The sequence below is a fragment of the Rossellomorea sp. LJF3 genome (genome assembly GCF_037046045.1).
Classification (GTDB): Bacteria; Bacillota; Bacilli; order Bacillales; family Bacillaceae_B; genus Rossellomorea.
Genome location: NZ_JBANLY010000005.1, coordinates 25,004 through 47,666 on the forward strand (window position 1 = coordinate 25,004; position 22,663 = coordinate 47,666).

Below are 22,663 nucleotides of genomic sequence, written 5' to 3' on the forward strand. Positions count from 1 at the left end.
GAATACTGTAAGTACCATTTTCTTTATAAGGAAAAGCACGCCGATTACATACGCTTCCTTTTGACGATTGCATTTCTTCCGGCAAAGATGAAAGGAGAACAAAATCATGAATCAGTATGGAAACCTAGTCCAAAATGAAATTTATCAAGGGAAGGTCCGTCCCTCCATCCCTTTCCGGTTTGAAGAGTTGGAACAAATGGCACGGGAAAAGCTTGAAGACGGCCCGTTTTATTATGTGGCTGGAGGTGCCGGCGGCGAGGGGACGATGCGCGCCAATAGAAGTGCCCTCGACCGCTGGCAAATCGTCCCCCGTATGCTGAATAATGTCGAGGATCGCGACCTGAAGGTGACTTTATTTGGAGAAACCTACTCCTCCCCCCTCCTCCTTGCACCGATCGGAGTGCAATCCATCGTTCACCCTGATGGGGAGCTGGCGTCTGCACGCGCGGCTGCATCCATGAATGTCCCGTTCATTGCAAGTTCAGCGTCCACTTACTCCATGGAAGAAATCGCTTCCGTGATGGGGGACTCCCCAAGATGGTTCCAGCTGTATTGGAGTAATGACCTTGAGATTGCAGCCAGTATGCTTAAGAGGGCTGAAGCGTCAGGATTCTCCGCTATTGTTGTGACCCTTGATGCCCCGATGATGGCGTGGCGTGAATACGACCTTGAAAACGCCTATCTTCCGTTTCTGTCAGGAGAAGGAGTAGGCAATTACGTGAGCGATCCTGTCTTTCGTTCAAGGCTGAAAGAACCCCCTGAAGTTGACCGGAATGCAGCCGCCATCCTCTGGTCCCAAGTGTTTGGCAATGCCAGACTTACATGGGATGACCTGGACTTCCTGCGTGAACATACACGTCTGCCGATCCTGCTGAAAGGCATTCTCCATCCCGATGACGCCAAGCTTGCCATCGACCGGGGAATGGATGGAATCATCGTATCCAATCATGGTGGAAGACAGGTTGACGGGGCCATCGGAGCCTTAGACTCCCTCCCAGTGATATGCGACGTCGTGAACGGCCGTATCCCGGTGCTCTTTGACAGCGGAATCCGGCGTGGAGCCGATGTCGTAAAAGCCCTGGCCCTCGGAGCAAATTCCGTTCTGGTAGGCAGGCCATATATGTACGGACTGACCCTGGCAGGTGAACAAGGGGTGAAAGATGTGATTCGGAATATACTGGCCGATCTCGATTTAACATTGGCCCTTTCAGGTCAATCGTCCGCCTCCGAATGTGATGCCTCCCTTCTGACGGACGTGAAGGACGGTTCATTTCATTCAAAGAAAGGATGGAACGCACAGCCAACTGCAGGATTTAAATCATAGTGAAGGAGCCTCTGTTCAATCCGGCAGAGGCTTTTTCGTGTGTAAGATTTTAGCCCCCTGCGAAGGGTTTTTCCATGGTATACTTTCTTCTATAAAGGGGTTGATAAATATGGAAAAATATCCAGAATTTGAAACAGAGAGATTGATTTTAAGACAGATTGCAATGGAAGATGTCGATTTTCTTTATGAACTCTATACGTCCACGGACGTTCTCCGCTATTTCGGCATGAGTCCGATTGAATCGAAACACGTGGCGGTCAGCATGGTCGAAAACTATGAAAAACACTTGGAATCAGGGGGTCCCATGCGCTGGGCCATCGTGGAGAAAGATTCCAACCGTATGATCGGGACGTGCGGGTTCCATGGCATTTCGAAAGCTTATAAACGCTGCGAAATCGGATATGACCTGCATCCCGGCCATTGGGGCAAGGGAATCATGGGTGAAGCCCTATCCCCATTACTTCGTTACCTCTTTTCAGAAAAAGGAATGCATCGTATAGGAGCAGTGATCGTTCCTTCTAATAAGGCATCATCACGGGTAGTTGAGAAGCTTGGGTTCAAGCAGGAAGGTTTGCTGAGGGAATATATCCTTCAGGATGACCAGGCATTTGACGCATATATGTACAGTTTGTTAAAGAAAGAATGGCTTTCCGAGTTTTAGACGAACCTGAAAAGGAAATAATGGTCAGTGCAGATGAAAAAGGAGCTGGTAGAATGGTACAGCAAATGTTTCATGGATTCTTGCGCTGGCCTTTAGTTATTCGAATATTTACGATCGCCATTACGCTGATGATTTCGTTTGGCACGATCATTCACTTTATAGAGCCGGATACCTTCCCCTCTTTATTTGATGGGATCTGGTGGGCCATCATTACGACCTCCACTGTTGGATATGGAGACTTTGTTCCATTAACATTCGAAGGAAGATTCCTCGGGATTGTCCTGATCCTTGTTGGTGCCGGCTTTCTCTCAACCTATTTTGTCACTCTGGCAGCGGAAACCGTCATGACACAAAACGCCTATCTGGAAGGACGGGAGACGTTCAAAGGAAAAGAACATGTCATCATCGTAGGCTGGAATGAACGGACAAGGGAAGTCATCAATCAGCTCACCTCCCTTCAGTCCAAATGTGATATCATCCTGGTCGATGAAACCCTTCACAAGAATCCCTACAACAATAATCATATTCATTTCGTCCGCGGAACCCCATTTAAGGACGCAATCCTGAAGAAAGTCAATCTGCAGGAAGCCTCCATCGCCATCATCACCGCAGACCAGAATAAAGATGAGATGACCGCTGATATGAATTCCGTCCTGACCCTTCTCGCCATTAAAGGGAACTATCCGGAATTATATACCGTCGTCGAAATCCTTCAGAAGGACCAAGTCGCAAATGCCAAACGGGCAGGAGCCGATGAGGTCATCCAAACGAATATGCAGACCAGCTATGTGATGATGAACAGCATCATTTCTCAAGGGATGTCTAAAACCATTTTGAAGTTATTGAATCATCTAAAAGGGAATAATCTAAAGCTCATTCCTGTATCAGAGGAGTTCATCAATGAAAATTTCCACTCCTTAAGCAGCCAACTCTTAACGAACAACGTCATCCTTTTGGGCATTAAAAAAGGAGAAAACACAACAGTGAATCCTCCTTTAACGACGATTGTTGAAGCAACGGACGAACTTCTGGTGATTTCTAACTAGAAAACAGAGTGCTCTCAAGTTCTTTCACAAGTTCCTTCCCAACGGCAATGTACTTTTCAGGAAAACTTGCATCGGGATCCTGTGGCTCTGAAAATTGATTGACAGAACCGGAAAAGTTCCCTGTCGACGCAAAATCGTCCAGGCCAATCTGATACTTATGAGAAAGAAGGAACGGTTTACCGAATTCAACGGTAGCCCCCCTTGAGTCCAGTTGACCGTCCACTGAGGTAAACGGCACTCTTAAAAATTGATACCCGACCTCGTCATCAATTTTATAATCGAAGTAGCCGTGATCGTAATCCCAGTTACCGCCGATCGAATATCCAAGCGGCTTTAAAAGCTGTTCCAGTTTATACAGTTGATAATGCTGTCCTTCAATGCTCGATGAAAGCTCAATCACGTGGATGCATCCCCTTTCTTTTAGGGATAGTTTCTCCCAAAAGAAAAGAAAAATGTAAAAGAGCACTGAGATTTACTCAGTGCTCTTGTTCATTATTTCAGACGTTTTTCAAGCTCGGCTTTCTTCTCTTCAAAGCCTGGTTTTCCAAGAAGAGCAAACATATTCACTTTATATGCTTCCACTCCCGGCTGATCGAATGGATTCACACCAAGAAGGTATCCACTCATGGCACATGCTTTCTCGAAGAAGTACACAAGGTAACCGAATGTGTAAGCATCCATTGCAGGAATCTCCACGATCAGGTTAGGTACCCCTCCATCTGTATGGGCAAGCAGTGTACCTTCGAATGCTTTATTGTTCACGAAGTCCACAGTTTCACCAGCAAGATAGTTCAATCCATCCAAGTCACTGTCCGCTTTCTCGATTTTCAGCTCATGACGGGGCTCTGAAACCTTGATGACTGTTTCGAAAATGTCACGGCGTCCTTCCTGAACATATTGTCCAAGAGAATGAAGATCTGTCGAGAAGTTCGCAGAAGAAGGATAAATCCCTTTTTGGTCTTTTCCTTCACTTTCACCGAAGAGCTGCTTCCACCATTCAGCAAAGTACTGTAATCCCGGCTCATAGTTGATGAGCATTTCGATTGTCTTGCCTTTGTTGTAAAGGGCGTTACGAACCGCGGCATATTGATACGCGGCATTCTCAGTCAATTCTGATTTGCCGAAATCTTCACGGGCCTGTGCGGCACCGTTCATCATCGTTTCGATCTCCACTCCGCTGACGGCAATCGGCAGCAATCCTACTGCTGTCAGTACAGAATATCGTCCTCCGATATCATCAGGAACGACGAATGTTTCATAGCCTTCGTCCGTTGCCAGCGTCTTAAGTGCGCCCTTCGATTTATCCGTTGTCGCATAGATACGTTTGCGGGCTTCTTCCACACCGTATTTTTCTTCCAGCATATTGCGGAAGATACGGAAAGCAAGCGCCGGTTCTGTCGTTGTTCCGGACTTTGAGATCACATTGATGGAGAAATCTCTTCCATCCAGAAGATCTATTAAGTCTCTCATATATGTGGAGCTGATGTTTTGTCCGACAAATAACACTTGTGGAGTCGAACGCTTTTCTTTCGGAAGGGCATTATAGAAGCTGTGGTTCAGCATTTCAATCGCTGCACGCGCCCCAAGGTATGATCCACCGATACCAATCACAAGAAGGATATCGGAATCATTCTTGATTTTCTCCGCGGATTTCTGAATGCGTGAAAATTCTTCTTTGTCGTAATCCACAGGAAGATCGATCCAACCCAGGAAGTCACTCCCGGCACCTGTTTGTTCATGAAGTGAATGATGGGCAACCTTAACCGCATCACTTAAGTATGTAAGTTCGTGTTCTCCAAAAAACGATAACGCTTTTGAATAATCAAAACGAATGTGTGTCATAACCATCCTCCGATTAAAATATTTTCTTCTATCTCACTTTATCGAAAGCTGACCCGAGAATCAAGAAAGCTTCCTCTATGTAAGCGTGTGCATGAGAAACTTTTTATCCACTGATGCCTTACCCGCTTATATTTCCCTAGTTATTGGGAAAGAAACCCTGATATTTTAGGGATTTGTGGAGGGGTTATGATGCTTCCACCCGCTAATCGTGGGGGAGGGACGGAATCCAGCCGAAACCGACAGAAATCCAGCCGATTTTTGCTTGAATCCAGCCGAAACGTCCTCAAATCCAGCCGTTTCACTCAAGAATCCAGCAAAAAAACCATAAAATCCAGCCAATTAACTTTATTTCCCAAAACCTTACCACCGCCAACCAACACCAATAACCACTCCACAAAAAAGAGGGACGGACCTTGTTCACCAAGGTCCGTCCCTCCCCATTACATTATAGAGAGGCTCTTAAAATCGCAAGAACGTCGTCTTTTTTCAGTTTATTGAAGTTACCGAATTCGCCGTTGACCATGGCTTTGTCTGCCATAAGGTCAAGCTTACTGTCGTCGATATCGTAATCCGCCAAGCGGGATGGTGCACCCAGGCTTGACCAGAATTCGCGTAGCTTTTCGATACCTTCAAGTGCCACTTCTTCTTCCGATTTGCCGGCTGGGTCGACATTGAATACGCGTTCAGCCATTTGGGCAAATCGTGATGGGTTCACTTTCAGGTTATGCTTCATCCAGTTCGGGAACAGGATCGCCAGTCCACCTGCATGTGGGATGTCGTATACAGCTGACACAGCATGCTCGATGTTATGGCTTGCCCAGTCACCGTTATAACCCATTTGCAACATTCCGTTAAGGGCAATCGTACCTGAGTAAAGAATCGTCTCACGAAGCTCATAGTTTTCAAGATCATTGATCAGCTTCGGAGCTGTTTCGATCACTGTTTTCAGAACAGATTCACACATGCGGTCTTGAAGCGGTGTGTTTGTAGCATTATTGAAATACTGTTCAAATACGTGACTCATCATGTCCACCATGCCATAGATTGTGTGATCCTTTGGTACGGTAAAGGTATTTTCAGGATCCAGGATGGAGAATTGAGGGAATGTCACCGGGCTTCCCCAACCATACTTTTCATTTGTTTCCCAGTTTGTGATAACCGATCCGGCATTCATTTCAGAACCCGTCGCTGCCAGAGTAAGTACCGTTCCGAATGGAAGGGCTTCTTTCGCGAACGTTTTCTTCGTTACAAGATCCCATGCGTCTCCGTCATATTTTGCGCCTGCAGCGATGGCTTTCGTACAATCGATGACGCTTCCGCCGCCGACGGCCAAGATAAAGTCGATGTTCTTCTCTTTCGCGATTTCGACTCCTTTTCTAACTGTAGAAAGACGTGGATTTGGCTCTACTCCGGATAATTCAAATACTTCACTGTCAATCTCTTTCAGCACGGACATCACTTGATCGTATAGTCCGTTGCGCTTGATGCTTCCCCCGCCGTAAACGACAAGCACCTTTTTACCATATTGAGGTACCAATTCTTTCAATTGTTCTACTTGTCCTTTACCAAAAATTAATTTAGTCGGATTGTAAAATGTAAAGTCATTCATTAAAGTTACCTCCTTGTATTCTGTAAGGGCCGATTTATTTCGTTACCCAAAACGTTCTTAGCACATTTTCTATTATCGAATATATCATCCCCAAATTGCAAAGAACTTGCACAAGGAAATTTTACTATGGGCAATTTGAATAGGAATGGGCTCAGGGGGAAACTTATGAATGAGCCATTGAATAAAAGGAGGAAAACAACATGAGTGGTATTCAGCGTATTGCTTTGGCGCTTACGATCATTGGTGCTATCAACTGGGGACTTATCGGTTTCTTTCAATTCGATCTTGTTGCAGCGATCTTTGGCGGTCAGGATGCAGCTCTATCCAGAATCGTTTACGGTTTAGTTGGGATTGCAGGCCTCATCAATCTTGGTCTGTTATTCAAACCGACGGAAGAGCTTGAAAGAGAACCTCGTACAGAACCAACCAGATACTAAGGACCCCAATATAAAAGGTGACCCACCCCGGGTCACCTTTTATCATTTCAACAATTTCTTGATGATCTGCATCCCGAATCGTCCACTTGGATAACGGAAGCTCATATCGAACTTCGTCGTCTGCTTCAAGATGCTCTTATAATGGGAGAAGGTCGAAAAGCTCGATTCCCCGTGGTAATTTCCGATTCCGCTCTCCCCTACCCCGCCGAAAGGAAGATAAGGCGTTACGATGTGCATGAGGGTATCATTCACGCATCCTCCCCCATAGGAAATGGATCCATTAATTTTCTCTTCCGTGATGGGGTTTTCCGTGAACAGATAGAGTGCCAAAGGTTTCGGACGCTCCGTTACAAAATCGATGACCTCATCGAGATCTTCATACTCGATGACAGGAAAAACGGGGCCGAAAATCTCATCCTGCATCACCGGTACGGAAAAATCCCTTGGCTCCATTAAGGTCGGTTCGATTTTTAAGCTCGCGGGATCTACATTTCCACCTAATAGGATTTCCCCGTCTTCCAGATAGCTGGTCAGACGATTGAAATGACGCTCGTTGACAATCCGTCCGAATTTATCGCTTTTCAAAGGTTCACTCCCATAAAACTCAATCACGGTTTTCTTAAATTCAGTGATGAATTCATCTTTCTTGCTTTTATGGATAAATAAATAATCCGGTGCGACGCAAGTCTGTCCTGCGTTTGTCACTTTCCCGAAAGCGATACGCTTGGCGGCAAGAGGGATATCCGCCGTTTCATCGACAATACACGGGCTTTTCCCGCCCAGTTCAAGGGTTACCGGGATCAACTGCTTGGCCGCGGCTTCCATGACCACTTTTCCGACAGGCACACTCCCAGTGAAAAAAATATAATCAAACGGCTGCTTGAGAAGATTCTGGGTCGTCTCCACTCCGCCCTCTATGACGAAGATCTGCCTTGGATCAAAATGTGTGTTGATCATTTGAGCGAGTAATGAAGAAGTCGTCGGGGTGAGCTCCGACGGTTTTATAATCGCCGTATTCCCCGCTGCAATCGCTCCGATGACCGGTGCCAGGGCGAGCTGGATCGGATAATTCCAAGGTGCGATGATCAAGGTGACTCCGTATGGCTCCGGCACCGTATAGGCCTTCGATCCAATATGGGTTTTCGCCGTTTTCATTTTTTTCGGTTCTGCCCACTCATCGATATTCTTAAGGACGAATCGAATCTCCTCCAGAAGGATTCCGATTTCCGTCGTATACGCTTCCATCTCGGATTTATTCAAGTCTTTTTTCAGGGCACTGATGATTTCTGTTTCATGATTTTTTATGACGGTGGAGAATTTTTCTAACAAATCTTTTCTGTATTGAAGGGGACGGGTCACCCCGGACTTAAAAAATTGCTTGTGTTGTTGAAGACTTGCTTCTATCGCCTCGAGAGAAGCTTCCTCTATGAACAATTCAGTAGACATTTGTTTCCCTCCGAATCTTTAATGTTTATAAGTTTAAACATAAGAACAAAAATTTCGTAAGCAATGTAAATATACCTATGCCCATTTTCAGTGATTTTACCCTAAACCACCGCTTTCTAATCATTTCTACATTCATTTCGGATACTCCTTTAAATAAAATGGCTCTTTTCGTAAACTTTGTTGCTATGTAAGGTAGCGAGTAGTGGTTGATTTCCGCTTCAGGTGCTCGCTTTCCGCGGGGCTGGCGGTGAGCCTCCTCTGCTTCAAGTGGTGTCCTACCCTTGTCCAGCTCCGGCGGCTAGCCCCTCGAGGTCATAAGCTGAATGATCCAAGAAGGCAAAGAACGCCTTCCCGGCCCATTCAGCTTATGCTTTTCGGGGCTGTGCAAGCCGCCTCCGCTTTTCATTGTTTCCCGCAGGAGTCGAGCACCTTCCGCTACAATCAACTTTATTGGTATGGAGGATTAATCTACTTCTGTACACCTCTAGAAAAACATCATTTTCTATGTGTGGAGTGGTCGATTTCAGCTTGAATAGTAAAATGCTGTCTCATTCGTTTTTTCACTGGTAAGCTCTGTCACGCTATCCCATTTAGATGGGGAGGGGAACGGCGTAGACTCCTGCGGAAAAACGGACGAGACAAGACCCCGCAGCGAATGCGAGGAGGCTTGGCCGTTCGTCCGCCGGAAAGCGAAGCCGTTCCCCTCACCATCTATCCATACACACATAGACAGAGCCTCAGAGTTCCTATGTTAGAAAACACCAATCTTTGCGAAAAGAACTAATAAAAAAAGAACGTACCTCATATAAAATGAGAATACGTTCTTCTTATTCATGCGATCGTTACACCCAACCTCTAAATCTTGAGGCTTCAGCCATTTTGCGTGCGCCGACCATGTATGCGGCTAGTCGCATATTCACTCGACGATTCTGAGATGTTTCGTATACATTGTTGAAAGCTTCGACAAGTTTAGCATAAAGCTTCTCGTTTACTTCTTCTTCCGTCCAGTAGTACCCTTGATTGTTCTGAACCCATTCGAAATAAGAAACCGTTACCCCTCCGGCACTTGCAAGTACGTCCGGCACCAGGAGGATCCCTCTTTCTGACAGGATTCGCGTTGCTTCGAAGGTAGTGGGACCGTTTGCAGCTTCTACCACAATGGATGCTTTAATATCATAGACATTGTCTTCCGTGATCTGGTTTGAAATCGCTGCAGGTACAAGGATGTCACACTCGAGTTCCAGTAATTCTTTATTTGAAATCGTGTTTTCAAATAAAGTCGTTACGGTACCGAAGCTGTCCCTGCGATCCAACAGATAATCAATATCCAAACCAGCCGGATCATGGAGAGCTCCATGGGCATCGGAAATCGCGATGACCTTTGCACCGGCATCATTCATGAATTTTGCAAGGAAGCTTCCGGCATTACCAAATCCCTGGATGACGACGCGTGCACCTTTAATATCGATGCCGCGTTTCTTTGCTGCTTGTTCGATACAGATGGTCACACCTTGAGCCGTTGCTTTTTCACGACCTTGGGAACCACCAAGGACGATCGGTTTTCCCGTAATGAATCCCGGTGAGTCATTTTCACGGAGACGACTGTATTCATCCATCATCCAGGCCATGATTTGAGAGTTTGTGTACACATCAGGTGCCGGGATATCCTTTGTCGGCCCAACGATCTGACTGATGGCACGTACGTAGCCGCGGCTGAGTTTCTCCAGTTCAGTGAAGGACATCGTTCGCGGATCACAGATGATCCCGCCTTTCCCTCCACCGTATGGCAGATCCACAATCCCGCATTTCAAGCTCATCCACATGGACAAAGCCTTGACTTCCTCTTCATCCACTTCAGGATGAAATCGTACGCCACCCTTTGTCGGACCTACTGCATCGTTATGTTGTGCACGGTAGCCTGTAAATACTTTGATACTGCCATCGTCCATTCGAACAGGGATCCGGACGGTCAACATACGAATCGGCTCTTTCAGAAGTTCATACATTTCTTCCGTATATCCAAGCTTCGATAAAGCATCATTGATGACATGCTGTGTAGAAGTAAACAGATTAAGGTTTTCTCCCATTGTAAACATTCGCCTCTTTATTATGTGATCTGAAACGTTGTTATTGTAACATATTACCGTATCTTAAACCATTGACTTGGGAAAGAATTAATTTTTATTTTCAAGCGTTTTCAAGCCTCATCAAGAAAAAAACTTCTTAGTCCGTCGATGCGATCAAGACAGTACTTTTTTGATCCTTTCGATTGCCCAATCGAGGTCTTCTTGTGAGATGACCAGCGGCGGGGCGAAACGGATGACTGTATCATGAGTTTCCTTACAAAGCAGTCCTTCTTCTTTCAGTTGTTCACAGTATTTGCGGGCCGGTTCTGTCAGTTCCACCCCGATAAATAATCCGCTGCCACGAACTTCCTTAATCATAGGATTATCTATCTCACGAAGTTTACTCATAAAGTATTCTCCCATTTGAAGGGAACGGCCTGCAAGATCTTCATCGATCAATACATCAAGGGACGCAACAGACACCGCACACGCCATCGGATTCCCTCCGAACGTCGAGCCATGGGAACCCGGATTGAATACACCCAGTACTTCTTCATCTGCAACCACACACGAAATCGGGAATACTCCCCCTCCCAGTGCTTTTCCGAGGATATACATATCAGGATTGACATCTTCCCACTCACATGCAAACATTTTTCCGGAACGGGCCAGTCCTGCCTGGATTTCATCTGCAATGAAAAGGACATTATTTTCCTTACATAATTCATAAGCCGCTTTCAGGAATCCTTTTGGAGGGAAGACGATCCCTGCTTCCCCTTGGATCGGTTCGATGAGGAACGCCGCTGTGTTTGGTGTGATCGCTTCCTTCAACGCATCAAGGTCCCCGTAAGGAATCAGGTTGATACCCGGAAGCATCGGACCGAAGCCGCGCTTGTATTCCTCTTCTGAAGAAAGGGATACTGCTGTCATCGTCCTACCGTGGAAGTTTCCGTTACAGGCGATGATTTCAGCGCTGTTTTCCGCTACACCTTTCACATCATACGCCCAGCGGCGAGCCGTCTTGATCGCCGTTTCCACAGCTTCCGCACCTGTATTCATCGGAAGAGCCATGTCTTTACCCGTCATCTTACAGATCTTCTCATACCATGGTGCTAATTGATCATTATGGAATGCACGTGATGTCAGTGTCACACGGTCTGCCTGATCTTTCAGAGCCTGGATGATCTTTGGATGACGATGTCCCTGGTTTACTGCTGAATAGGCGCTTAGCATATCCATATACTTATTGCCTTCAGGATCCTTTACCCATACACCTTCCGCTTCTGAAATAACGATTGGCAGTGGAAGATAATTTTTGGCACCATACTTTTCTGTTTGTTCAATGATCGAATGCGTACTTACTGTCATACTGGTTCCTCCTTACATAATTTAAAACTTTATCTTTTTTTATAAAGGATGGAGCCCCTGTACTCAAAGGCCACTCCCGTTTTCACTCTTAACGTGTTACTGATGTTGTTTTTACTTGAAGGTAAAACAGAAGATCAACTGGTCTGCTCCCTCATCCACAAGCATGCAAAAAATATTTGCATTTAGAAAACCCTTACACTTATAATAATGCAAAAGATAGTTGCTTTTTTCAAGAGTTTTTTAAAAATTTTTTATCATTCCACTCTTTTGGCGAATCCCACTGAGATGGGGCTCGCATCCATCCATGTCAGCATGGGAAATCCGTACAAAAAAGTTCTATAGACGATACATTTTGCAGTAAGAACCCTAGATTAATAAGAGGAGAGAAACAGCATGCTGGAATCTGAAAAACGATTGTATATGTATGAAAAAGTCGCTGAACATCTCGAATCAGGCGTCCATGTCATCGATTCAACCGGGAGAACCATCATCTACAATCGCAAGATGCGTGAAATCGAAGGAATGGAAATTGAAGACGTCCTCGATAAAAATCTGCTGGATGTCTTTCAATTTCACTCCGAGGAAGAAAGCACGTTATTAAAGGTCCTGAAAACAAATAAACCTACCCTCAATGTCAAGCAGACTTACTTTAATATTAACGGAATCGAAATCACGACGATGAATGACACATTCCCGATTTTTCACGATGAGGTGCTGATCGGAGCCATCGAAATTGCCAGGGACATCACCAAACTCGAGAAGGTGATGAGGGACCACATACATAAAAAGCCCGGCAGTTTCTTCACGTTTGACAGCATCATAGGGCATCACCCCCGGCTCGGGGACGCTGTCGAAACAGGAAAAAGGGCGACGCGGACCTCTTCCCCGGTCCTGATCTGCGGCGAAATAGGGACTGGAAAGGAACTGTTCGCCCAAAGCATTCACAACGATAGCGCCCGTGCCAACCGTCCCTTCATCACCCAGAATTGTTCTTCTTTACGTGATGACATGCTTGAAGAAATTCTTTTTCACGACAAGAGTGAGGGGATAGAACCTGAACATCACCGTCCCTCTCTCTTCCGGCAGGCTCAGGGAGGAACACTCCTCCTTGACGAAATCAACTCATTGACCCCTTCCCTTCAGGAGAAGCTGCTAAACTTCCTCTCAAGAGGGACGGACCTTCCATTTGACGTCAGGGTGATGGCCACGGTGAACGAGGATCCGATCGACGCCATTGCAGAAGGGCGGTTATTGAAGGACCTGTATTATCGACTGAGCGTCGTTTCTATCTTCATTCCTTCTCTTCGTACGAGAAAAGAAGATCTGCCTGAGCTGGTGGAGTATTTCATCAACCAGTTCAACCATCATTTCGCCATGAATATCAAGGGGATATCCGACGAAGTGCGGGAGATTTTCCAACAGTATGAATGGCCGGGGAACGTACGGGAGCTCGAGCATGTCATGGAAGGGGCATTCAACCTTGTAGGGTTTGAGGAAGAAATCGGATACAAGCATCTTCCCTTCGGATTCAGGCAGAGAATCCACCACAGTGTGACAGATGAGGAAAGCCAAGATGGGTCTGCATTCCTCTATCAATCAGGCAAGGAAATCAAGCCGTTGGAGCTTTTCATAGAGGAAGCTGAAACCTATTATATTCAGAAGGCATTGAAATATCACGACTTCAATATCACCAAGACCGCGAAATCACTGGGGATGAGCAGACAGAATCTACAGTACCGGATACGGAAATACGGGATCGAGCGGAATTCGTATTGATTGGTTGAGGCCACTTTCTCTTTTTGAGGAAGTGGTTTTTTTGCTGGGTGAGGGGGTGGCGGTTGGAGTTGTTCGACGGCGGCGAAATTTGTCGTATATGTAGAATGGTTGATATATTTTCATAAAAAAAGAGGCAACCTGTAAAACAGGCTGCCTCTAAAAGTGTACATCTCACACTTTCATCAATTTAGAATCCGTAATGAATCGTACACCTTCCGTGGATTCGAGGGAGAATACTCCCCCTCTTCCTTCTCTCACATCCAATATGATCCTGAAATGCTTCCAATATTCATATTGTTGTTCGTTCATATAAAAAGGACAGTCGGCTACAGTACCTACCAATACATCACTGTCACCGATGATCAGATCATCTTGACTCAAACACATAGGGGAACTGCCATCACAACATCCACCGGACTGGTGAAACAAGAGGGCGCCGTGCTTTCCCTTTAACGTTTCTATCAGCTGGAGTGCTTGTTCTGTCGCCTCTAGTCGCTGTTCCATTTTAGAAGAATCCTAACGCTTTGGGACTATAGCTGACTAGTAGATTCTTCGTCTGTTGATAGTGTGACAGCATCATTTTATGGTTTTCACGACCGATACCGGACATTTTGTAGCCTCCGAATGCTGCATGTGCCGGATATTGATGGTAGCAGTTGGTCCATACGCGTCCTGCCTGAACTTCTCTGCCGAAACGGTAAGCCGTGTTCATATCACGCGTCCATACACCCGCACCAAGTCCATAAAGAGTGTCATTGGCGATTTCAAGGGCTTCTTCTTTCGTCTTGAAGGTCGTCACGGAAACAACAGGTCCAAAGATTTCCTCCTGGAAAATACGCATTTTATTGTCGCCTTTGAATACAGTCGGCTTCACGTAGAATCCTGCTTCATGATCGCCTTCGAGTTTATTCTGCTCTCCACCGATCAATACTTCTGCCCCTTCTTCTTTTCCGATTTCAATATAAGAAAGGATTTTATCCAATTGCTCCTGAGAAGCCTGGGCACCAAGCATCGTGTCCGTATCCAACGGGTTCCCCTGCTTGATTTGTTTCACCCGCTCGATCGCTCGCTCCATGAACTTATCGTAGATGGATTCCTGGATCAAGGCCCTTGAAGGACAGGTACACACTTCACCTTGGTTCAGGGCAAACATGACGAACCCTTCGACTGCTTTATCAAGGAAGTCATCATCCTGATCCATAACATCTTCAAAGAAAATATTAGGTGATTTCCCGCCAAGCTCCAATGTAACAGGAATGATGTTCTGTGAAGCATATTGCATGATCAGGCGGCCGGTAGTCGTTTCACCAGTGAAGGCTACTTTCCCAACGCGCTTGCTCTGTGCGAGGGGCTTCCCTGCTTCCACTCCAAATCCCTGTACCACATTCAATACGCCTTTTGGCAGCAGGTCTTCAATCAGTTCCACCAGTACCATGATGGATGCAGGCGTTTGTTCTGCCGGCTTCAATACAACACAGTTTCCTGCAGCAAGGGCAGGGGCGATCTTCCATACGGCCATGAGGATCGGGAAATTCCAAGGGATGATCTGTGCCACAACCCCGATCGGCTCATGGAAGTGATAAGAAACTGTATCGTTATCGATTTCACCAAGTGAACCTTCCTGTCCCCGGATGCATCCGGCAAAGTAGCGGAAATGATCGACCGCAAGGGGTAAGTCCGCAGCCATCGTTTCACGGACCGGCTTCCCGTTATCCCACGTTTCGGCTACCGCTAGCATTTCGAGGTTCTCTTCCATGCGATCGGCGATTTTATTCAGGATATTGGCTCTTTCTGCTACAGACGTTTTCCCCCATGCGTCTTTCGCTGCATGAGCCGCGTCCAATGCCTTTTCTACATCTTCTTTGTTTGAACGGGCGATTTTGGTGAATACTTGGCCCGTCACAGGAGATACATTTTCAAAATACTCCCCGCTTGCAGGCGGAACATATTCCCCACCGATAAAGTTCTCATACTTATCTTTGAATTGGACCAACGAACCTTCTGTATTCGGATTATTATAAAGCATCTAAGTTCCTCCTGATTTTATGTATTTTCATTTAGTTAAGCGCTTTCATTTTTCATTATATGCCATTTAGGAGGTACGGACAAGTGTATTATTATAAAATTCTTTATTTTTCGTTAATTTATGATCTTTTTTTCAGTCCTTCTGTAAACAAAAAAAAGACCGGCCCTCATTGAAGGCCGGTCTTTATATACATCTATTATTTCTTGATTAGATCTTCACGTTCTGATTGCTCGATCCACTCTTCAAGCTTGTCTTTAAGAGTGTTGAAGCCTGCAGGTGTTGTTTCTTCAGCTGCTGGTTTCACACTTCCTTGACGGCGAGGTTTTTTCGCTGCTGCCGGCTTTGCTTGTTGAGCAGGAGCTTCTTCTGTAGCACGGATAGAAAGGCTGATTTTACCAGCTGCTTCGTCCACTGATAATACTTTAACCTTTACTTCGTCGCCTACTGAAAGGTGCTCACTAACGTCTTTAACAAATCCGTGAGTGATTTCAGAGATATGAACTAATCCTTGAGTTTCTTCGTCAAGTGCAACGAACGCACCGTATGGTTGAATGCCTGTAACTTTACCTGTTACAACAGTTCCTGTTTCGAATTTTGTAGTCATGGTAACACTCCTAGTATATATATTATTTTTCGTCTTTACACGCAATTGTAGATTATATCATAGAATCGGGAATTCGGCAAAGGGATTTTCTTTGCCTTCCTTCATTTACATCCTACTATCCGTCTAGAATTGCTTTCTCACTAGTTATGCTTCCCAATTAATCATTTTATTAAAACATAATGGAACAGGGATTCAACAGGATCAATCCGTTCCGAAGGTGGCTGGATAGACAAAATCCCGATTTCGCGAATTCACCTCTTTCTACTATATTATGTCAGCTCTCCCCCTTTAAAGAAATCATCCGGCTTTGCAAAAAAAAAGCCCGACCCAATCAAATATGGGTCAGACTAAAAGTTCTTAATGGCTGATGATTTTTTCTTTCTTTGCTTTTGGATAAAGGGAACGGCATATAACATGAAGGCTGCGATATGTGCGAATGCAAGATTTGCCACGAACAGACTCCATAGGGTTACATGTCCCCAGCCTCCGAGTTCAGGTACGGCTACATAATAGATAAACACTGACCATAAGGCTATAACAAATGGGATGTGAAGAACCGCCCATTTACGATGTTCGACCCAAAGAAAAAGTGGAGTTGCCGTTGCGACGAATAGGTATACTAGAAAGACATCCATTTCAATTCCTCCATTTCTGTAGTAAACGCTTTCAATTGTGGCGAAAAAAAGAATAATTTGTGAACGTTTTGTTACAATTAGTATACTACATATTCAGAAAATTTCCAGTCTATTTGCCTTGTTTTTAACTTCTTTTCAAAAAATTAGTTGAAAAGTAATGTTTTTAAGCGTTTTCACCCATAATAAATGGAAATGCGGTGCAATACTTTCTTCATTGAATACCATTACATGTCCTCTACCCCATTTATTGAAAATTTAAAAATCCGGTGTACAGGGGTACTAAAACATAGTACGATTGAAAAATCTTATTTTTTGAAAGGAGGATCTTAAGTATGGCCAAGAAAGATCAATGGACTTCTAAGATAGGCTTTATTCTGGCAGCGGCAGGGTCTGCCATCGGCTTGGGCGCGATTTGGAAATTCCCTTATATGGCCGGTGCGAATGGCGGGGGTGTTTTCTTCTTGCTCTTTATACTTTTTACCGTTTTAATTGGGACCCCCATTCTTCTCGCTGAATTTGTCATCGGCAGGCGTGCCGGGGCGGATGCTGTTACTTCTTATAAAATATTGGCCCCTCATTCCCGTTGGCACTGGATCGGTTATTTAGGAACGGTGGTGTCGTTCATCATCTTATCCTTTTACAGTGTGGTGGGAGGATGGATTCTTTCCTACTTGGCAAGAAGTGTGACAGGCTCTCTGACAGGAAAATCGCAAGAACAATATGGTGCTTTGTTTGAAAGCATCATAGCGAATCCAAAAGAAGTGCTGATCGCTCAGTTCGCTTTCATCGTCATCACCATTCTTGTCGTCCAGGGCGGGATTCAAAAAGGGATCGAACGTGCCAGTCGTTATATGATGCCTGCTCTATTCATTTTATTCATTATTCTGGTGATCAGGTCCCTGACATTGGAAGGTGCGATGGAAGGTGTCCGCTTCCTGTTACTCCCGGATTGGAGTTATTTGAATGGAGAGACGGTCCTCCTTGCACTGGGACAAGCATTCTTCGCTTTAACGGTGGGTCTATCCGTCATGGTGACGTATGCATCGTATTTATCTAAAGAGGATAGCATGCCAAGGTCCGCCATCAGTGTTTCAAGTTTGAATATCTTTATTTCCCTGCTCGCAGGTTTGGTGATTTTCCCAGCCGTATATGCACTCGGCTTCAAACCCGATGAAGGACCCGGGATTGCCTTTGTGGTCCTTCCTGCCGTTTTTAATGAGATTGCATTCGGTGGGATATTCTTAACCGTGTTCCTTATTCTGTTACTGTTTGCCACCCTGACATCAGCTTTCTCCATCTTAGAGATCGGGGTCGCTGCATTGTCCAAGGGGAATCAGAAGAAACGAGTGCCGTTTACCTGGCTGATCGGGATCCTCGTTTTCATTGCGGGAATTCCGAGTGCCTTATCATTTGGAGTATTCAATGAGTTTCTTATCGGAGGGAAGAACTTTTTCGACTTCGCCGATTATATAACAAGTAACTTCGGATTGCCTGTAGGTGCTTTACTCATTTCAATCTTCGTATCCTATCGATTGAAACGCGAGGACGTCTGGACTGAACTTCAATCCGGTTCATCCATATCCAGGGGCTTATTCAACAGCTGGATCTTCCTCCTGCGCTACATCGTACCAGTAGCGATCATACTCGTTTTCATATCGTGAATCATAGAGGAGATTGGGACATATCTAAATCCATTTCCTCTAAAGACGAACAATCAAAAAATTAGTTAGGCTCACTTGTTACACCGCTTTTGATTTCCGTGCAAGACTTCGCTTTCCTCGGGCGGAAGGCAAGCCTCCTCGTCACTACGTTCCTGCGGGGTCTTACCTATTCCGCTTTTCCCGTAGGAGTCTTCGTCTTGCACTCCAATCAAAAGCTAAATCCTGCTACATACACTGAATATGCTTTTGCAATAATATTAAAAGGCCCGTTTCACCAAGGTTGATATTCCTACACAGACCATTGTTTTTCCATTGTTCGATTACTAGTGGTTTGTCTTAGCAGACTCACATCTGGTAACACTGCAATTAATAGAAAATACTAGGTGTACGCAATCGTGGACACTACAATGTTATAGTGAAACACTTACGCTTGGATAGTTGATTGTAGCGGAAGTTGCTCGACTCCTGCGGGAAATGCTGGACAGGTGAGACCCCGCAGGCGCAGCCGAGGAGGCTCACCGCCAGCCCCGCGGAAAGCGAGCAACTGGAGCGGAAATCAACCACTACTCACTACATCCAAAACCACCAGTGTTTACGTAAATAGCTAAATGATAAATCCGAACGATTTCGATTTTCTAAATAGAATTTCGATGATCGTTCGGATTTTCTTTTGACTAAACAACTTTATCCCACCCTTCTCTTATTTATGTAACATTTTGTTCACGGGTTACCGGGCTGATTTTTTCCAATTGGTGATAAACTAAAGATATACGGAAGGATTTTATGAGGAGGGATTTTGCTATGTCTTATTTTGGAGAAAATCTGAAACGAATCAGGGAAGAGCGTAAATTGTCTCAACAGGAGTTGGCTTTACGAGCCCGATTGGGAACGAAAACGATTGAGAAATATGAATCTGATTTACAGATTCCCGACACCCAAACCATCCTTAAACTTTCCACTGTTCTCGATATTCCTGCTTCCGAACTCATGGAACGGGAAATGAAAGGTCATCATACTCCTGCAGGAATCGACGCTGAGATGGAGCAGTTGATCAAAGAACTGGGTCCCAAGCGGACGAAGCTCATCCTTCGCAAGGCCAAGGAATTCTCAGAAGAGGATTTTCTGAGGGTAATGCAAATGCTATATGAATTGAAGTATGAAACACAAGAATCGTAAAAACTTTTTTTGATAAAGATGTATAGAGAAACACAAAAGGGGTCATACTGAAGATAAGCTTTCTAAGTATTCCCCCTTTTGTTTTCATTTGTTGGACGATCATGGTATCGTCCTATTTTTTTGCGCATTTTTAAGGATGCCTGGCCTCAATCGGGAATCGGGTACCAGGCACCCTTCATTACTCGCCTAACTGTGATTCTCCACAAATCGCTTCATCCGTTTCACAGCTTCCTGGAGCTGCTCCATGCTCGATGCATAAGAACAACGGATAAACCCTTCTCCACCTTTACCGAATACATTACCGGGCACAACCGCCACTTTCTCTTCAATCAGGAGTTTTTCTGCAAATTCTTCGGAACACATTCCCGTCTTTTGAATGGAAGGAAAGGCATAGAACGCTCCTCCCGGGGTGTGGCATGTTAATCCCAATTCGTTCAGGGAGTCGACGAAATAGTGACGGCGGTGACGGTAGCTTCTCTTCATTTCCATCACATCGTCCATCCCCTTATCCAGTGCCTCGACTGCTGCATATTGTGCAGGCGTCGACGCACACATCATGGCGTACTGATGGATCTTCAATAAGGATGAAGAAATCTCTTCGGGGGCACATATATAGCCGAGTCTCCAGCCCGTCATGGCGAACCCTTTCGAGAAGCCGTTGATGACGATGGTCCTTTTTCTCATGTCTTCTAACGAAGCGATGGATACATGGTGATGGTCATAGGCAAGCTCCGCATAAATTTCATCTGAAAAGACGACGAGATCATGCTTCCGGACCACTTCAGCCAGGCTCTCTAAGTTTCCCCTTTCAAGGACCGTCCCTGTCGGATTGTTAGGGGAACAAAGTAACACAGCTTTTGTCTTTGGCGTGATGGCCGCTTCGAGTTCTTCAGCTGTGAGCTTGAAGCCATTTTCCGGTTTGGTTTCGACGGTTATCGGTACTCCGCCCGCCAATTGAACGAGGGGAACGTACGAAACGAAGCCCGGTTCGACGATGATCACTTCATCACCCTGATCGATGATGGCCCTCATGCTGATATCAAGTGCCTGTGAAGCCCCGACCGTCACAATGATTTCCGTTTTCGGGTCATAGTCAACCGAGTATCCCTCTTTCATATACCGGGCAATCTTTTCCCTCAGCTCGAGAAGTCCCGCATTCGCTGTATAAGAGGTATATCCCTGTTCCAAGGAAAGAATCGCCGCTTCCCTCACCGTCCAGGAGGTGATGAAATCCGGCTCCCCAACGCCTAAGGAAATGACTCCTTCCATATTGGCAGCCAGGTCGAAGAATTTCCTGATTCCTGAAGGCTTTAAATTTTTAACGGATTGAGATATGTATGATGTCTTGGTTGTCATGGGGACACCACGATTCTTCTGTCTTCTCCATGATCACCGAAGATCGTTCCATCATGCTTATATTTTTTCAATTGAAAATGTGTGGTCGTTGATAAGACAGAATCCAGGGTGGAGAGCTTTTCGGACACGAATGTCGCCACTTCATGCATGGACCGCCCTTCCACCGTCACGGACAAATCATATGCCCCGGACATCAGATAAACGCTTTTCACTTCTTTATATCGGTAAATCCGGTGAGCCACTTCATCAAAGCCCACTCCTCTTTTCGGAGCGACTTTCACATCAATCATGGCCGTAACTCCTTCATGGCCTTCCACTTTAGACCAGTCCACAATCGAGCTGTATCTGACAAGAATATTCGCTTTTTCCAGCTTTTCAACGGCTTCCTCGACATCCTTTGCCGGCACTTGAAGCATCTTCCCTAAATCTTCTGTCGAAATCCTTGCATCCTTCTGTAAAATCCTTACTAAATCAAGCTCCATTTCTCTCAGTTGCATTCCGCTTCCTCCTCATCCCCACTAAATGGTTTCATTATATCAGAAGTCTCGAATATGAAAAGCGTCAACCTATTTTCCCCCTTAAAGGGAATGGATATGTCAGAACGCTCGAATCAAGGTGTGAAATACGGAATTGGGGGTAAAATAACTATAATCAAACCAGAAAGGAGTGAGGAAAAATGCAAGAAAACGATTTCGCCAGAGTGGTGGAGGTGAACGGCACCAATGTTTACTTTGAATATCACGAACATCCCACTGCCTCAGAAACCTTCGTCCTTCTTCATGGATTCCTGTCATCCACTTTCAGCTTCAGACGGCTTACACCCCTTTTGAAAGAACATTATAATGTCATTTCCATCGACCTGCCTCCCTTCGGAAACAGCGGGAAACACAACAGCTTCATCTATTCTTACGACAACCTTGCCAATACGGTCATCGCCTTACTGGACCATTTGAACGTAAGCAACATCCACTTGACGGGTCATTCCATGGGTGGTCAGATCGCCTTGAATGTCATGAAAAAGGCCCCTGACTTAGTGAAAAAAGGCATCCTGCTCTGCAGTTCAGGATATCTAAAGCGGATGAATTGGCCTGTCACGATGCTGAGTCACATCCCTTTTTTCCATCTTTACGTGAAACTGTGGCTTACTCGCTCAGGGGTCCGCAATAACCTTGAAAACGTCGTCCATGACTCTACTATGATTGACGATGAAATGATGTTTGGATATTTGAAACCTTTCCTTGAGGATGATATTTTCAAAGCGCTGACAAGGATGATACGGGATCGCGAAGGAGATTTGTCGGTGAATGACCTGCGAAATATTCAAACACCCTGCCTTCTCGTTTGGGGAGAGCATGACAGGGTGGTCCCTTTATCAACAGGAGAGAGGTTGAATCAGGATATCCCGAACTCCAAACTCGTTGTCCTCAAAGAGACGGGGCATCTTGTACCCGAAGAAAAACCAAGTGAAGTATTGGAGAATATTCATGCATTTGTTTCCTCCGCCACAGAAGAAATATCGGATGAGGCAAGGACTGAGCCTCTATTTCAAAAAGGACTTTCCCAGACGCTTCTAACTGAAACGTAGGGAGAAGTCCCTTTTTTCTTTCATTTTTGAGAAGGGACTGCACTA

General features: G+C 45.4%; 20 protein-coding genes. 8 read left to right on the plus strand and 12 right to left on the minus strand.

All coding sequences use genetic code 11. The features are described 5' to 3' along the window. The first annotated feature begins 106 nt into the window (after nucleotides 1–106). From V8G47_RS06900 to V8G47_RS06910, 3 genes are all read left to right on the plus strand, one after another. Nucleotides 107–1,324, plus strand: a complete 1,218-nt coding sequence (locus V8G47_RS06900; protein ID WP_336199468.1) for a lactate 2-monooxygenase — start codon at nucleotides 107–109, stop codon at nucleotides 1,322–1,324. A gap of 109 nt (nucleotides 1,325–1,433) precedes the next feature. Next, nucleotides 1,434–1,985, plus strand: a complete 552-nt coding sequence (locus V8G47_RS06905; RefSeq protein WP_336199469.1) for a GNAT family N-acetyltransferase — start codon at nucleotides 1,434–1,436, stop codon at nucleotides 1,983–1,985. A gap of 53 nt (nucleotides 1,986–2,038) precedes the next feature. Then, on the plus strand, nucleotides 2,039–3,031 hold the full coding sequence (locus tag V8G47_RS06910) for a potassium channel family protein (RefSeq protein ID WP_336199470.1): 993 nt from the start codon (nucleotides 2,039–2,041) through the stop codon (nucleotides 3,029–3,031). Here V8G47_RS06910 and V8G47_RS06915 read toward each other — a convergent pair. The 3 genes from V8G47_RS06915 to V8G47_RS06925 all read right to left on the minus strand — a co-directional run bounded on the left by V8G47_RS06915 (nucleotide 3,024) and on the right by V8G47_RS06925 (nucleotide 6,482). Beyond that, on the minus strand, nucleotides 3,024–3,431 hold the full coding sequence (locus V8G47_RS06915; protein WP_098439228.1) for a YugN-like family protein: 408 nt from the start codon (nucleotides 3,429–3,431) through the stop codon (nucleotides 3,024–3,026). The two genes, V8G47_RS06910 and V8G47_RS06915, sit on opposite strands and share 8 nt — an antisense overlap. 92 nt (nucleotides 3,432–3,523) lie before the next feature. Continuing rightward, nucleotides 3,524–4,873 carry a glucose-6-phosphate isomerase gene (locus V8G47_RS06920; protein WP_336199471.1) on the minus strand — a complete coding sequence of 450 codons (1,350 nt, stop codon included), beginning with the start codon at nucleotides 4,871–4,873 and terminating at the stop codon, nucleotides 3,524–3,526. A gap of 445 nt (nucleotides 4,874–5,318) precedes the next feature. Next, on the minus strand, nucleotides 5,319–6,482 hold the full coding sequence (locus V8G47_RS06925) for an iron-containing alcohol dehydrogenase (RefSeq protein ID WP_336199472.1): 1,164 nt from the start codon (nucleotides 6,480–6,482) through the stop codon (nucleotides 5,319–5,321). A gap of 200 nt (nucleotides 6,483–6,682) precedes the next feature. On the opposite strand from V8G47_RS06925, the gene V8G47_RS06930 reads away from it, so the two are divergent. Further along, nucleotides 6,683–6,919 carry a DUF378 domain-containing protein gene (locus tag V8G47_RS06930; RefSeq protein WP_336199473.1) on the plus strand — a complete coding sequence of 79 codons (237 nt, stop codon included), beginning with the start codon at nucleotides 6,683–6,685 and terminating at the stop codon, nucleotides 6,917–6,919. Between the two features lie 42 nt (nucleotides 6,920–6,961). Here the strand turns inward: V8G47_RS06930 and V8G47_RS06935 are convergent, their stop codons facing one another. The 3 genes from V8G47_RS06935 to V8G47_RS06945 form a co-directional block, all read right to left on the minus strand. Continuing rightward, a complete protein-coding gene (locus V8G47_RS06935) occupies nucleotides 6,962–8,365 on the minus strand; it encodes an aldehyde dehydrogenase (RefSeq protein ID WP_336199474.1) in 1,404 nt (467 codons plus the stop codon). 842 nt (nucleotides 8,366–9,207) lie between these two features. Continuing rightward, the gene (locus V8G47_RS06940; protein WP_034763858.1) at nucleotides 9,208–10,452 is read right to left on the minus strand and encodes a Glu/Leu/Phe/Val family dehydrogenase; all 1,245 of its coding nucleotides are present in this window, start codon (nucleotides 10,450–10,452) and stop codon (nucleotides 9,208–9,210) included. A gap of 153 nt (nucleotides 10,453–10,605) precedes the next feature. Continuing rightward, nucleotides 10,606–11,799, minus strand: coding sequence for an ornithine--oxo-acid transaminase (locus V8G47_RS06945; RefSeq protein ID WP_336199475.1), 1,194 nt, complete (start codon nucleotides 11,797–11,799; stop codon nucleotides 10,606–10,608). A gap of 393 nt (nucleotides 11,800–12,192) precedes the next feature. On the opposite strand from V8G47_RS06945, the gene V8G47_RS06950 reads away from it, so the two are divergent. Beyond that, nucleotides 12,193–13,575 (plus strand): sigma-54 interaction domain-containing protein, encoded by a 1,383-nt coding sequence (locus V8G47_RS06950; RefSeq protein WP_336199476.1) that lies wholly within the window; start codon nucleotides 12,193–12,195, stop codon nucleotides 13,573–13,575. Between the two features lie 171 nt (nucleotides 13,576–13,746). Here V8G47_RS06950 and V8G47_RS06955 read toward each other — a convergent pair whose 3' ends face one another. From V8G47_RS06955 to V8G47_RS06970, 4 genes are all read right to left on the minus strand, one after another. Further along, a complete protein-coding gene (locus V8G47_RS06955; protein ID WP_098439222.1) occupies nucleotides 13,747–14,079 on the minus strand; it encodes a DUF779 domain-containing protein in 333 nt (110 codons plus the stop codon). Between the two features lies 1 nt (nucleotide 14,080). After that, nucleotides 14,081–15,601: an aldehyde dehydrogenase gene (gene adh, locus V8G47_RS06960; RefSeq protein WP_034763851.1), complete on the minus strand. Its 1,521-nt coding sequence runs from the start codon at nucleotides 15,599–15,601 to the stop codon at nucleotides 14,081–14,083. A gap of 196 nt (nucleotides 15,602–15,797) precedes the next feature. Then, on the minus strand, nucleotides 15,798–16,205 hold the full coding sequence (gene yugI, locus V8G47_RS06965) for a S1 domain-containing post-transcriptional regulator GSP13 (RefSeq protein WP_336199477.1): 408 nt from the start codon (nucleotides 16,203–16,205) through the stop codon (nucleotides 15,798–15,800). Between the two features lie 347 nt (nucleotides 16,206–16,552). Further along, nucleotides 16,553–16,840: a spore morphogenesis/germination protein YwcE gene (locus V8G47_RS06970; RefSeq protein ID WP_034763845.1), complete on the minus strand. Its 288-nt coding sequence runs from the start codon at nucleotides 16,838–16,840 to the stop codon at nucleotides 16,553–16,555. A gap of 332 nt (nucleotides 16,841–17,172) precedes the next feature. Here V8G47_RS06970 and V8G47_RS06975 point away from each other — a divergent pair, with 332 nt between their 5' ends. Together V8G47_RS06975 and V8G47_RS06980 are read left to right on the plus strand one after the other, a co-directional pair. Beyond that, complete coding sequence (locus tag V8G47_RS06975; protein ID WP_336199478.1) at nucleotides 17,173–18,501, plus strand: sodium-dependent transporter; 1,329 nt, start codon at nucleotides 17,173–17,175, stop codon at nucleotides 18,499–18,501. 801 nt (nucleotides 18,502–19,302) lie between these two features. Continuing rightward, complete coding sequence (locus V8G47_RS06980) at nucleotides 19,303–19,677, plus strand: helix-turn-helix domain-containing protein (RefSeq protein WP_336199479.1); 375 nt, start codon at nucleotides 19,303–19,305, stop codon at nucleotides 19,675–19,677. Between the two features lie 186 nt (nucleotides 19,678–19,863). Here the strand turns inward: V8G47_RS06980 and V8G47_RS06985 are convergent, their stop codons facing one another. Beyond that, a complete protein-coding gene (locus V8G47_RS06985; RefSeq protein WP_336199480.1) occupies nucleotides 19,864–21,033 on the minus strand; it encodes an aminotransferase in 1,170 nt (389 codons plus the stop codon). After that, a complete protein-coding gene (locus tag V8G47_RS06990) occupies nucleotides 21,030–21,530 on the minus strand; it encodes an Lrp/AsnC family transcriptional regulator (RefSeq protein WP_336199481.1) in 501 nt (166 codons plus the stop codon). The genes V8G47_RS06985 and V8G47_RS06990 overlap by 4 nt, the downstream gene beginning before the upstream one ends. A 179-nt stretch (nucleotides 21,531–21,709) precedes the next feature. Here V8G47_RS06990 and V8G47_RS06995 point away from each other — a divergent pair, with 179 nt between their 5' ends. Then, the gene (locus tag V8G47_RS06995) at nucleotides 21,710–22,618 is read left to right on the plus strand and encodes an alpha/beta fold hydrolase (protein WP_336199482.1); all 909 of its coding nucleotides are present in this window, start codon (nucleotides 21,710–21,712) and stop codon (nucleotides 22,616–22,618) included. Nucleotides 22,619–22,663: the final 45 nt, after the last annotated feature.